Genomic DNA, 12,694 nt, shown 5'->3' on the forward strand with positions numbered 1-12,694 from the left:
ACCGCCAATCCGCATCCTGCGCGGCCAGCATGCCGGAGGGGCGAGCCGCCGCCCCTGTGAGCGCAAACGTAATCCGCAAATAAAGGGCTGCCTGCCTCATGGACGGTGCAGCGCTGCCGCTAATATGAGGGTCGTCAACCCTCCACCTTTTGAGCACGTTTATGCTGGCAACCCTCACTCTTAAACAGAAAATACTGGCTACGGTCACCCTGGCCGTGGTCGTCTCCTGCCTGCTGGTAGGCTACTTCAGTCAACGCTCGGCCCAGCAACTGATCGAAAACCGGATGTTCGAGCAGGAGCTGCCCAACCTGACCCAGCGGATCAGCAAGGAGATTGAACAGGATCTCCACGGCATCGCCCAGGCCGCCCGCCAACTGGCCACCGACCGCTTCATCCTCGACTGGGTGGATCGGGGCATGCCCAAAGAGCAGGAGCCTATTCTCATCAACCAGCTCAAGGATGTGGCCAACCAGTATGGTCTGGTGACCGCCTCTTTCGCCGATCGCCAGAGTGCCGCCTACTACAACCAGGATGGCTTCCTGCGCAACCTGACCCCAACGCAGGATGGCTGGTTCTATGACTACACCAAGAGCCAGAAGGAGATGACCCTCAGCATCTTTCGCGAGAGCAACGGCGAGGTGAAGCTGTTCGTCAACTTCCAGCAGCTCAACGGTCGCGGGCTGGCCGGCTTTGCCAAATCCCTCGACAGCATGGTGACCATGGTCGCCAACTTCCGGCTGGAAGAGAGTGGCATCGTCTTTATGGTCGATGGCAGCGGCAAGGTGAAGCTGCACCCCGAGGCTAACCGCATCGAACGCGATACCCTTGGCAGCATTGCCAGCGGTGATACCGGCAGCCTGCTGGCCAAACAACCTTTTGCCGTCATCAACGCCGAGGTGAACGGCGAGCCCATGGTACTGGCCAGTAGCTATATCCCGCTGCTCGACTGGTATCTGGTGGCCCAGGTGCCACAAGCCGAGATCTATGCCGAGCTGGATCAGACCCGCAACGAGATCCTGATGATCTCGCTGGTGATTGCGCTGGCCATGGGGCTGATGGGGATGCTGCTGGCAGGCTCGGTCAGTCGTCCGCTCAACGAGTTGGCCCGCCTGTTCAAGGAGCTGGGCAGCGGCGATGGGGATCTCACCCAACGCCTCAAGGTGGAAGGTCGTGATGAGCTGAGTCAGGTCGCCACCGGCTTCAACAACTTCGTCGCCAAGATCCACGCCTCCATCGAGCAGGTGGCAGAGAACTCCCGCCAGCTCGCCGACACCGCCAACGAGGTGGCCAACAAGGCGCAGCTGACCCAGCACAACTGTACCGCCCAGCGCGACCGCACCGTGCAGGTGGCGACCGCCATCCACGAGATGGGGGCTACGGTGAGCGAGATCGCCGGTAACGCCTCACTGGCAGCCGACGTTGCCAAACAAGCCAACGATCAGGCCGATGCGGGTGCTGTGGTGGTGGCGCAGGCACGCCACGGCATCGTCGGGCTCTCCGGCGATATTGAGCAGGTGGCAGGGGTCATAGAGTCGCTGGCGAGCCAGACCGACTCCATCGGCAGCATCCTCGAAACCATCCGCAGCATCTCGGAGCAGACCAACCTGCTGGCTCTGAACGCCGCTATCGAGGCCGCTCGCGCCGGTGAACAGGGTCGCGGCTTCGCCGTGGTAGCGGATGAGGTGCGCAATCTGGCCAACCGCTCCGCCGCTTCGACCGCCGAGATCCAGGGGATGATCAACCGCTTGCAGGAGCAGAGTGCCCGCGCCGTCAGTGCCATGGCACAAGGGCGCAACCAGAGTCTCGAAGTGGTGAGTCAGGCCGATGCAGCCAACGCTGCCCTCGGCCAGATCACCGCCCACATCACCCAGATCAACGACATGAATATCCAGGTCGCCACCGCCACCGAGGAGCAGTCCAGCGTGGTCGGCGAGATCAACCGCAATGTGGAGGATATCAACCAGCTCACCATGGAGACCGCCGATATCGCCCACCAGCTGACCGAGTCCAGCCGCAGCCTGCAGCAGCTCTCCGGCCAGCTGGACAAGCTGGTTGGCAACTTCCGGCTCTGACCCACACCCTGACCTGAACCATCAACAACAGAGAGCGCCGCGGCGCTCTCTGTTGTTTCTCGTGGTTGCTCCTTCGGTATAACCGTCAGCGCTTGCTATCCCGCTTGCGCTGATACATCAGCTCATCGGCGCGGGTGAGCAGCTCGGCCAGCGATACACAACTGCGCCCGTCATAGCTGACGATCCCGGTACTGCAGGCAAGCGCATAACCGCAACCACTGTGCCGATTATGCTCGGCCAAGATAGCGTTGAAACGCTCATAAGCCAGCTGCGCCTGCGCCTCCACCACATTGGGCAGCAGGACGGCGAACTCATCGCCTCCCATGCGGGCAAACACATCGGCGCCACGAAAAGCCTGTTTGAGCAGAGTGGCAAAGACGATCAGGGCCCGATCCCCTTCCGCATGTCCCCAGCGATCATTGATCCCCTTGAAACCATTGAGATCCAGATAGAGCAACGCCAGTGGCATCTGCAAGCGACTGGCCAGCGAGAGACTCTTCTCTGCCAGCATCACGAACCCGCGCCGATTGGAGATCCGGGTCAACTCATCAATGGTGGCCAGTTGTACCGCTTCGAGCTCCCGCACCACCATCGCCGCCAGATCCTTGAGCAGCCCCACATCTTCGTCACTCAAGACTCGTGGCACCGTATCGATGATACAGAGCGTCCCCAGCTTACAACCGTTGGCGATCTGCAGTGGCTGTCCGGCATAGAAGCGGATGCAAGGCCCGCCCACTACCAGCGGATTGTCGGCAAAACGGGGATCCAGCGAGGCATCGGGTACGATGAAGGTCTCATTACCCATGATGGCGTGGCCGCAGAATGAAATATCCCGCGCAGTCTCGCTGACCTCCAGCCCGATACAGGATTTAAACCACTGGCGATCTTCATCCACCAGACTCACCAGCGCGATCGGGACATCAAACACCCGTCGGGCCATGCGGGTCAGCCGGTCAAACCGCTCCTCGGCCTCGGAATCAAGCAAAGAGAGCCGCCGCAGAGTGTCCAGTCGCAATGCCTCATCGGGTGGAATAGGTGCCTCTAGCATTGGATATCTCTCGTCCGTGATAAAACCTATCTTTAGCATATTTGGCTTTAGAAAAGTCGGTGTGCAGCGGAGAAAACAAAAAGCCGCTCGATTGAGCGGCTTTTTCAGGCTAGCGGGGGAAGAAAATTACTTTTTCTTCTTGGCTTTGGCGTTCGGCAGGTCGGTGATGGAGCCTTCGAACACTTCGGCAGCCAGACCCACTGACTCGTGCAGAGTCGGGTGAGCGTGGATGGTCAGCGCGATATCTTCGGCGTCAGCACCCATCTCGATGGCCAGACCGATTTCACCCAGCAGTTCACCGCCGTTGGTACCGACGATGGCACCACCGATGACGCGGCCGCTCTCCTTGTCGAAGATCAGCTTGGTCATGCCGTCGGAGCAATCAGACGCAATGGCGCGACCAGACGCGGCCCACGGGAAGGTGGCCACTTCGAAATTCAGCCCTTGTTGCTTGGCTTCCTTCTCGGTCACACCGACCCACGCCATCTCTGGCTCGGTATAGGCGATGGACGGGATCACTTTCGGGTCGAAGTAGTGCTTCTTGCCGGCGATAACTTCGGCGGCAACGTGGCCTTCGTGAACACCCTTGTGGGCCAGCATCGGCTGACCAACGATGTCACCGATGGCGTGGATGTGCGCCACGTTGGTACGCAGCTGCTTGTCCACCTCGATGAAACCGCGCTCGGTCACGGTCACACCGGCCTTCTCGGCATCCATCAGCTTGCCGTTCGGTACACGGCCTACGGCAACCAGCACGTTGTCGTAACGTACCGGCTCGGCAGGGGCATGCTTGCCTTCGTAAGATACGTACAGGCCATCTTCACGGGCTTCAACTGCGGTGACCTTGGTCTCCAGCATGATGTTGAATTTCTTGGCCACGCGCTTGGTGTAGATCTTGACGATGTCTTTGTCGGCAGCCGGTACCAGCTGGTCAGCAAATTCCACTACGTCGATCTCGGAACCCAGCGAGGAGTAAACGGTACCCATCTCCAGACCTATGATGCCACCACCGATAACCAGCAGTTTACCGGGTACGGTTGTCAGCTCCAGCGCATCGGTAGAATCCCATACGCGGGGGTCATCATGGGGGATGAACGGCAACTTCACCGGACGGGAACCGGCGGCGATGATGGCGTTGTCGAAGGTGACAGTGGTCTTGCCATCTTCCCCGGTGACTTCAAGGGTATTCGGGCCGGTAAATTTACCAAAGCCGTTAACAACCTGAACTTTACGCATCTTGGCCATGCCAGCCAGACCGCCGGTCAGCTGGTTGATGACTTTTTCTTTCCACAGACGGACTTTGTCGATGTCGGTTTGCGGGGCACCGAAGATGATACCGTGTTCGGCCAGCGCCTTGGCCTCTTCAATCACTTTGGCAACGTGCAACAGCGCCTTGGAGGGAATACAACCCACGTTCAGGCAGACGCCACCCAGGGTGGAGTAACGCTCGACGATAACAGTATCCAGACCCAGGTCAGCCGCGCGGAAAGCAGCGGAATAACCGGCAGGGCCAGCACCCAGTACTACGACCTGAGTTTTGATTTCTTTACTCATCATGACCTCTTTGTCGTTCTTATATCCCCGGACGGCGCAGTCTCAAGCCTACTTTTTACTTAAACAAGAGGGCGGCTGCGGCCGTGAAAAAACGGGGCAAGTTTACAATCCTGTTAATGAAATGAGAAGTAAAAAGGGCAGGCTCTGGGCCCGCCCTCTCACTTACAGGACCAGTCGACGAATGTCGGACAGCACGCCGTTCATGGTGGTGATGAAGCGAGCACCATCGGCACCATCGATCACGCGGTGGTCGTAGCTCAGAGCCAGCGGCAGCATCAGGCGCGGCGCGAACTCTTTACCGTTCCACTTCGGCTTCATCTCGGACTTGGAGACACCGAGGATAGCCACTTCCGGCGCGTTGACGATCGGGGTAAAGCTGGTACCGCCGATGCCACCCAGGCTGGAGATGGTGAAGCAACCGCCCTGCATGTCGGCAGCGGTCAGCTTGCCGGCACGGGCCTTCTTGGAGATCTCGGCCAGATCGCGCGACAGCTCCATGATGCCCTTCTTGTTAACATCGCGCACCACCGGAACCACCAGACCGTTGGGGGTATCCACCGCCACACCGATGTGGATGTACTTCTTCATGATAATCCGGCTGCCATCTTCAGACAGGGAGCTGCAAAAACGCGGGTGCGCTTCCAGCGCCTTGGCGGCGGCTTTCAGGATGAACACCAGCGGGGTGATCTTCACGTCCGACTTCTGCTTCTCGAGCATCAGGTTCTGCTCTTTGCGGAACGCTTCCAGCTCGGTGGTATCAGCTTCGTCGAACTGGGTGACATGAGGGATCATGGCCCAGTTGCGGTGCAAGGCAGGACCAGAGATCTTCTGGATCCGGGTCAGTTCGACCTCTTCCACTTCACCGAACTTGCTGAAATCGACCTTCGGCCACGGCAGAACGCTCATGCCGTTGCCAGTGCCTGTGCCAGCAGCAGGAGCAGATTCGGCGCGCTTGATGGCATCCTTCACATAGGCTTGCACGTCTTCTTTGACGATGCGGCCTTTGCGACCTGAACCTTTAACCTTGGCCAGATTGACACCGAACTCACGGGCCAGACGACGTACCGCCGGAGAGGCATGCACGTAAGCATCGTTGGCAACGAAATCGGTAGCGGCAGCAGCTTGGGCAACCGGTGCCGGAGCAGCGGCAACTGGTGCAGCAGCGACCGGAGCGGCAGCTTGTGCCACCGGGGCGGCGGCAGGAGCAGCGCCAGCCACTTCGAAGACCATGATCAGGGAACCGGTGGAGACTTTGTCACCCGCCTTCACCTTGATCTCTTTAATGACACCGGCGAACGGCGCAGGCACTTCCATGGAGGCCTTGTCACCTTCAACCGCGATCAGGGACTGGTCAGCTTCAACCTTGTCACCCACGGCAACCATGATCTCGGTGACTTCCACTTCGTCGCCACCGATATCCGGTACGTTGACCTCTTTGGCAGCGGCGGCAACCGGGGCAGCAGCCACGGGAGCGGCGGCTTGAGCCGGAGCAGCAACGGCAGCAGGCGCAGCGCCAGCCACTTCAAACACCATTACCAGGGAACCGGTAGAGACCTTGGCGCCAGTGGCAACCTTGATCTCGACCACGCGACCAGCGAACGGTGCAGGCACTTCCATGGAGGCCTTGTCACCTTCCACAGCAATGATGGACTGGTCAGCTTCAACCATGTCGCCCACGGCAATCATGATCTCGGTCACTTCGACTTCGTCATCACCGATGTCCGGTACGTGTACATCTTTGCGCACGGCGGCGGCAGGAGCGGCGGCCGGTGCAGCAGCAACCGGGGCGGCAACTGCAGCAGGAGCGGCAGCCGCGCCCTCTGCTTCGAAGATCATGATCTGGGAACCGGTGGCAACCTTGTCGCCCACCTTGATCAGGATCTCTTTGACGATACCGGCGGCAGGGGCCGGGACTTCCATGGAGGCTTTATCACCTTCCACAGCGATCAGGGACTGGTCGAGCTCGACCTTATCGCCCACGGCCACCATGATCTCGGTCACTTCCACTTCATCGGCGCCGATATCCGGCACCATAATCTGTTTGGACATTGTGCTTTATCCTCTTGCGTGCATCCGCGTGACTGGCTGACCGCCCTCACGCGTATCGCGCGTTAACCGTTTACTGTAAACCTAGATAGTGTCGCGCCGCAGTGCGGCGCGACACTTGATCCTCTTACGCGTACAGCGGGTTGACCTTGTCGGCATCGATGCCGTACTTGGTGATGGCATCAGCCACAACCTGCTTGTCGATCTCGCCGCGCTTGGCCAGTTCGGTCAGGGCAGCAACCACCACGTAGAATTCGTTCACTTCGAAGTGACGACGCAGGTTGGCGCGGCTGTCGGAACGGCCGTAACCGTCGGTACCCAACACACGGTAGTGCTCGGTCGGTACGAAGGCGCGAACCTGATCGGCGAAGGACTTCATGTAGTCGGTCGCAGCGATGGTGGCTTCGGAACCCAGTACGGTAGCGATGTACGGTACGCGAGCCTCGGCGGTCGGGTGCAGCATGTTCCAGCGATCCACGTCCTGACCGTCACGGGCCAGTTCGTTGAAGGAGGTGACGCTGAACACGTCGGAACCCACGCCGTACTCGCTCGCCAGGATCTGGGCGGCGGTGCGCACATGACCCAGGATGGAACCACAACCCAGCAGTTGAACCTTGCCCTTGCTGCCAGCAACGGTTTCCAGCTTGTAGATACCCTTGCGAATACCCTCTTCCGCGCCTTGCGGCATGGCTGGCATCGCATAGTTCTCGTTCAGGGTGGTGATGTAGTAGAAGACGTTCTCCGGCTTCTCACCGTACATGCGGCGCAGGCCGTCTTGTACGATCACCGCCACTTCATAGGCGTAGGACGGATCGTAGGAGACGCAGTTCGGGATGGTGTTGGCCAGGATGTGGCTGTGACCATCTTCGTGCTGCAGACCTTCGCCGTTGAGGGTGGTACGACCGGAGGTCGCGCCCAGCAGGAAGCCACGGGCTTGCTGGTCACCGGCTGCCCACGCCATATCGCCGACACGCTGGAAGCCGAACATGGAGTAGTAGATGTAGAACGGGATCATCGGGCAGTCGTTGGTGCTGTAAGAGGTCGCAGCAGCCAGCCAGGAGGACATGGCGCCCAGCTCGTTGATACCGTCTTGCAGAACCTGACCCTGCTTGTCTTCCTTGTAGTAGGAGACGATGTCACGGTCTTGCGGGGTGTACTGCTGACCGTGCGGGCTGTAGATACCGATCTGGCGGAACAGACCTTCCATACCAAAGGTACGGGCTTCGTCAGCCAGGATCGGTACGATGCGCTTGCCGATGGACTTGTCTTTCAGCATCACGTTCAGGGAACGCACGAACGCCATGGTGGTGGAAATTTCGCGCGCCTGCTCACCCAGCAGCGGGCCGAAGGTTTCCAGCGCCGGGATTTCCAGCTTGGTGGTGCTCTCCTGCAGACGGGTCGGCACATAGCCTTTCAGGGCGGTGCGACGGTCGTGCAGGTATTTGTGCTCGGCAGAACCGGCTTCGATCTTCAGGTAAGGCAGATCGGCCAGCTGCTCGTCGGCCACCGGCAGGTTGAAGCGGTCACGCAGGTGACGCACGGAGTCCAGCTCCATCTTCTTGACCTGGTGAGCGATGTTCTTGCCTTCAGCCGCTTCACCCATGCCATAACCCTTGATGGTCTTGGCCAGAATAACGGTCGGCTTGCCCTTGGTCTGGGTCGCCTTGTTGAACGCGGCGAACAGTTTGCGAGGATCGTGACCACCGCGGTTCAGGGTAAAGATCTCCTCGTCGGTCATGTCTTTGACCAGCGCGGCAGTTTCCGGGTAACGGTTGAAGAAGTTCTCGCGGATGTAGCCACCGTCGCGGGACTTCATGGTCTGGTAGTCACCGTCCACTGTTTCGTTCATCAGCTGGATCAGCTTGCCGGAAGTATCTTTCTTCAGCAGCTCATCCCACTTGCGACCCCAGATGACCTTGGTGACATCCCAACCGGCGCCAGCAAACAGGCCTTCCAGCTCGTTGATCACCTTGCCGTTACCGACCACAGGACCATCCAGACGCTGCAGGTTGCAGTTGACCACGAATACCAGGTTGTCGAGCTTTTCACGCACGGCAACGGTCAGGGCACCCTTGGCTTCCGGCTCGTCCATCTCGCCGTCACCCAGGAAGGCGTAAACGGTCTGCTCGGAGCAATCCTTGAGACCACGGTCGGTCAGGTACTTCAGGAAACGCGCCTGATAGATGGCGGCGATAGGACCCAGACCCATAGAAACGGTCGGGAACTGCCAGAAGTCCGGCATCAGTTTCGGGTGCGGATAGGAAGGGATACCCTTGCCATCCACTTCCTGACGGAAGTTGTCCAGCTGTTCTGCGGTCAGACGACCTTCTGCAAAGGCGCGGGCATAGATGCCCGGGGAGATGTGACCCTGGAAGTAGACCAGGTCACCACCATCCTTCTCGCTGCGAGCGCGGAAGAAGTGGTTGAAGCAGACATCATAGATGGTCGCAGAAGAGGCGAAGGAAGACATGTGACCACCGAGGTCCAGATCTTTCTTGGAAGCGCGCAGCACGATCATCATGGCGTTCCAGCGGATGATGGCGCGAATGCGGCGTTCCATCTCCAGGTCGCCCGGGTAGTCCGGCTCATCGCTGGACGGGATGGTGTTGATGTAATCGCGATTTGCCTTGGCAGCCACGTCCACACCGCTTGCGCGGGCTTTCTCAGCAAGCTGTTCAAGAATGAACTGAGCGCGTTGCGGACCCTCTTCACGCAGCAAGGATTCCAGAGAGGCAAGCCACTCCAGCGTTTCTATCGGGTCCACATCGTTCTTCAGGATATCAGACATGGCTGGTTCCTATTTTGTTGTGATTGCACGGCATTGCGCGGCGAAGGGCGCAAACATTCGACAATAAAGCCTTGTGGGATTAGTTTTCCTGCTGACGGATCCGACGCATGGATCGCTGGATCCGGGTCTCTTCCCTCTGCATATCCAACAAGGTGTCCTCGATAAAGGCCAGATGCTCATGACAAGCAGTTCTGGCCCGCTCCGGAGCCCCCGAAAGAATAGCCTCGATCAGATTCGCACGATGGCGACGGATCTTGGCTACCACTCCCGGGCGGCGATTCAAAATTTCGTTATTTTGCAGAATGTTCTGCTCAAGCATCGGGCCCATCGCCCGCAGCAGGTGCAGCAGCACCACGTTGTGGGACGCCTCCGCCACCGCCAGATAAAACTGGGTAACGGCAGCCGACTCGGCCACCAGCGAGCCCAGCTGGCCCGCCTCTTCAATGGTGATTTGCACCTGACGAATGCGCTCGAAATCAGACTCGGTCCCGCGCAACGCCGCATAGTAGGCACAGATGCCTTCCAGCGCGTGACGAAACTCCAGCAGGTCATACTGGGCTTCCGGGTGAGTACTGAGCAGTTCAAACAGCGGATCAGCGATCCCCTTGTTCAAGGCATTCTGCACATAAGTGCCGCCGCCCTGACGGCGATAAAGCAACCCGCGCGCTTCCAGCCGCTGAATGGCTTCGCGCAGGGAGGGGCGCGATACCTGAAACTGGATGGCGAGTTCCCGCTCGGGCAGCAATTTCTGCCCGGACTGCAGACTGCCTTCCAGAATCATCTGTTCCAGCTCGGCGACAATGGCGTCGGCCAACTTGGGTTGCGTAATCTTGCGATAGGGCATGAGGCTACTTTGTTAAATTGGTATTACCAATTTCATGGATGGGGCGAAAATTAGCAGAGGCCTTTTGAAAAGTCCACTCAAAAGATGATCTGAATCAAGAACCAACCCCACCACTTAAGGGGTAAAACGGGGTAAACATGATTTAGCTCATAGAAATTGGTCTGACCAATAATTTTGATGGCGCTCACAGATAACATTTGAGCAACTGGCGGTGGCAATGGCCTGCCAGATCGGCAAGCCATTGATTTTAAAATCTAAACTAAATTTTATTATTTACTTTCAAGGTTGAGTAACTGGTGCAGATGATCCCACTGGAAACTGGCACCAGGATCCGTTTTGCGCCCCGGCGCTATGTCGCAATGACCGACAATTTTTTCGTGGGTGATGGCCGGATAACGGCCTGAGATGGCTCGGGTGAGCCCTGCCAGTGCCCGATACTGGGCCTTGGTATAGGGGGTCTCGTCGGTTCCTTCCAGCTCGATGCCGATGGAGAAGTCGTTGCACGCCTCCCGCCCCTGCCAGCTCGATGCCCCCGCATGCCAGGCGCGCGCGCCAAATGGCACATACTGCACCAGCTCACCATCACGACGGATCAGACAGTGGGCCGAGACCCGCAACTGATGGATAGCGGCAAAATAGGGGTGAGCGTCAGGGTCGAGCCGCCCCATAAAGAGATCGTCGATAAAGGGGCCGCCAAACTCCCCCGGTGGCAGGCTGATGCCATGCACCACCAGCAGGGAGATATCGTCCGGCGCGGCCCGTTCGTTGTGATGGGGAGAGGGCACCCGGCGCGCCTGCAGGCACCAGCCTGCGGCATCGATAGCAAAGTGAGGTTGCAAAGCGAGTTGAGTCATCGGCTACTCGATATGGCTGACAAATGGCGAAAAGAGGAAGATACGTGATAGGCAAGCCTGCACCAACTTGCTGAATCAACGGGAAATTGTATGTTAGGCTGAGTCATCTTCCGCTCGATATGGATGGGCTATGCAGCAAACGGCGCGCTGGTTGTGGTTACTGGCCTGGCTCTCTTTGATGGGCTTGCTGACCCTCTACTTCCACTCCCGCTCGCAACCGAGCGTTACCGCCAGCGGCGAGCTGCTGCTGCGGGCCGATCAGAGCGGCCACTATCGTCTGGAGGGTGCCATCAACGGCCAGCCGGTGCAACTGCTGCTCGATACCGGCGCCACCCGCGTCACCATCCCGCAGCAGGTTGCCGAGCGGCTCGGCCTGACCGCCCTGGGCAGCAGCCAGGTCAACACCGCAGCGGGGCAGATCCGCGTTGGTAACGGCACCATCGAAACGCTGGCGATGGGGCCATTGACCTTGTACGATCTGGCCATCTTTATCAATCCGGCGGCAGACGGTGACGAAGTGCTGGTTGGCATGAACGCCCTCGGTCGGCTGGAGCTGGTTCAAAAGGAGCGGCAGTTGCTGCTCAGACCCTTGCAGGAATAAGGCATGTTTCAACAGGATGTCAGCCGCGCCGTGCGCGCCGCACTACTCGAAGATCTGGGCGATGCCCTCACTACGCTGGACCAACCGGACGCCAGCGCCGATATCACCGCCCAGTTGATCCCGGCCGACCGCATGGCCAGCGCCCGGATCATCACCCGCGAAGCCGGAGTGTTCTGCGGCCAACCCTGGGTGGATGAAGTCTTTTTGCAACTCAATGCCCAGTTCGGTGGCGACGTTCTGGTCGAGTGGCAAGTGCAAGATGGCGAGCGGCTCACCCCCAATCAGGAGTTGTTCCGCCTGCACGGCCCTGCCCGCCTGCTGCTGACCGGCGAACGCACCGCGCTGAACTTTGTCCAGACCCTCTCCGGTGTCGCTACCCTTACCGCCCGCTATGTAGCAGAGCTGGAGGGCACCGACTGCCGCCTGCTCGACACCCGCAAGACCTTGCCGGGGCTGCGTACCGCCCAGAAGTACGCGGTCACCTGTGGCGGCGGCAAAAATCACCGCATCGGCCTCTATGACGCCTACCTCATCAAAGAGAACCATATCCTCGCCTGCGGCGGCATTGCCGAGGCGATTGGCGAAGCGCGCCGCCTCAATCCGGGCAAACCGGTCGAGGTGGAGGTTGAATCACTGGCCGAGCTGGAGCAGGCGCTGGCGCTGGCGGCCCACGCCGATATCGTGATGCTCGACAACTTCGATGTGGCCATGATGGGCGAGGCAGTAGCCATCAATCAGAGGCGCGCCAAGCTGGAAGTCTCCGGCAATGTCACCCTGGATACTCTGGCCGAGTTTGCCGCCACCGGGGTCGATTTTATCTCGGTAGGGGCGCTGACCAAGCATCTGCGGGCGCTCGATCTCTCCATGCGCTTTATCCAGCAGTAAGG

Annotated in this window: 9 protein-coding genes; 3 read left to right on the forward strand and 6 right to left on the reverse strand. The window is 59.3% G+C overall.

What is annotated here, in order from left to right:
• Positions 1 to 161: 161 nt before the first annotated feature.
• Positions 162 to 2,072 (forward strand): methyl-accepting chemotaxis protein, encoded by a 1,911-nt coding sequence (locus BN1135_RS05830; protein WP_042019547.1) that lies wholly within the window; start codon positions 162 to 164, stop codon positions 2,070 to 2,072.
• Positions 2,073 to 2,157: 85 nt separating this feature from the next.
• Here the strand turns inward: BN1135_RS05830 and BN1135_RS05835 are convergent, their stop codons facing one another.
• The 6 genes from BN1135_RS05835 to ampD form a co-directional block, all read right to left on the reverse strand.
• Positions 2,158 to 3,120 (reverse strand): GGDEF domain-containing protein, encoded by a 963-nt coding sequence (locus tag BN1135_RS05835; protein WP_042019548.1) that lies wholly within the window; start codon positions 3,118 to 3,120, stop codon positions 2,158 to 2,160.
• A 126-nt stretch (positions 3,121 to 3,246) separates the two neighbouring features.
• Positions 3,247 to 4,674 (reverse strand): dihydrolipoyl dehydrogenase, encoded by a 1,428-nt coding sequence (gene lpdA / locus BN1135_RS05840; protein ID WP_042019549.1) that lies wholly within the window; start codon positions 4,672 to 4,674, stop codon positions 3,247 to 3,249.
• Positions 4,675 to 4,836: 162 nt separating this feature from the next.
• The gene (gene aceF / locus BN1135_RS05845) at positions 4,837 to 6,723 is read right to left on the reverse strand and encodes a pyruvate dehydrogenase complex dihydrolipoyllysine-residue acetyltransferase (protein WP_042019550.1); all 1,887 of its coding nucleotides are present in this window, start codon (positions 6,721 to 6,723) and stop codon (positions 4,837 to 4,839) included.
• A gap of 124 nt (positions 6,724 to 6,847) precedes the next feature.
• The gene (aceE, locus tag BN1135_RS05850) at positions 6,848 to 9,508 is read right to left on the reverse strand and encodes a pyruvate dehydrogenase (acetyl-transferring), homodimeric type (RefSeq protein WP_042019551.1); all 2,661 of its coding nucleotides are present in this window, start codon (positions 9,506 to 9,508) and stop codon (positions 6,848 to 6,850) included.
• A 79-nt stretch (positions 9,509 to 9,587) separates the two neighbouring features.
• A complete protein-coding gene (gene pdhR / locus BN1135_RS05855; RefSeq protein WP_042019553.1) occupies positions 9,588 to 10,352 on the reverse strand; it encodes a pyruvate dehydrogenase complex transcriptional repressor PdhR in 765 nt (254 codons plus the stop codon).
• Positions 10,353 to 10,621: 269 nt separating this feature from the next.
• Positions 10,622 to 11,206, reverse strand: coding sequence for a 1,6-anhydro-N-acetylmuramyl-L-alanine amidase AmpD (ampD, locus tag BN1135_RS05860; protein WP_042019554.1), 585 nt, complete (start codon positions 11,204 to 11,206; stop codon positions 10,622 to 10,624).
• 130 nt (positions 11,207 to 11,336) lie between these two features.
• Between ampD and BN1135_RS05865 the strand changes: the two genes are divergently transcribed.
• Both BN1135_RS05865 and nadC read left to right on the forward strand, forming a co-directional pair.
• Positions 11,337 to 11,807 (forward strand): retropepsin-like aspartic protease family protein, encoded by a 471-nt coding sequence (locus BN1135_RS05865; RefSeq protein ID WP_042019556.1) that lies wholly within the window; start codon positions 11,337 to 11,339, stop codon positions 11,805 to 11,807.
• A 3-nt stretch (positions 11,808 to 11,810) separates the two neighbouring features.
• The gene (gene nadC / locus BN1135_RS05870; RefSeq protein WP_042019558.1) at positions 11,811 to 12,692 is read left to right on the forward strand and encodes a carboxylating nicotinate-nucleotide diphosphorylase; all 882 of its coding nucleotides are present in this window, start codon (positions 11,811 to 11,813) and stop codon (positions 12,690 to 12,692) included.
• Positions 12,693 to 12,694: the final 2 nt, after the last annotated feature.

Source organism: Aeromonas sobria, from assembly GCF_000820145.1.
Taxonomy (GTDB): Bacteria; Pseudomonadota; Gammaproteobacteria; order Enterobacterales; family Aeromonadaceae; genus Aeromonas; species Aeromonas sobria.

What these genes read in the sequence shown, in the direction of transcription:
- ampD (WP_042019554.1), bottom strand. Translation starts at nt 11,206, where the DNA reads ATGACTCAACTCGCTTTGCAACCTCACTTTGCTATCGATGCCGCAGGC.
- lpdA (WP_042019549.1), bottom strand. Translation starts at nt 4,674, where the DNA reads ATGAGTAAAGAAATCAAAACTCAGGTCGTAGTACTGGGTGCTGGCCCT.
- aceF (WP_042019550.1), bottom strand. Translation starts at nt 6,723, where the DNA reads ATGTCCAAACAGATTATGGTGCCGGATATCGGCGCCGATGAAGTGGAA.
- nadC (WP_042019558.1), top strand. Translation starts at nt 11,811, where the DNA reads ATGTTTCAACAGGATGTCAGCCGCGCCGTGCGCGCCGCACTACTCGAA.
- aceE (WP_042019551.1), bottom strand. Translation starts at nt 9,508, where the DNA reads ATGTCTGATATCCTGAAGAACGATGTGGACCCGATAGAAACGCTGGAG.
- BN1135_RS05835 (WP_042019548.1), bottom strand. Translation starts at nt 3,120, where the DNA reads ATGCTAGAGGCACCTATTCCACCCGATGAGGCATTGCGACTGGACACT.
- BN1135_RS05830 (WP_042019547.1), top strand. Translation starts at nt 162, where the DNA reads ATGCTGGCAACCCTCACTCTTAAACAGAAAATACTGGCTACGGTCACC.
- BN1135_RS05865 (WP_042019556.1), top strand. Translation starts at nt 11,337, where the DNA reads ATGCAGCAAACGGCGCGCTGGTTGTGGTTACTGGCCTGGCTCTCTTTG.
- pdhR (WP_042019553.1), bottom strand. Translation starts at nt 10,352, where the DNA reads ATGCCCTATCGCAAGATTACGCAACCCAAGTTGGCCGACGCCATTGTC.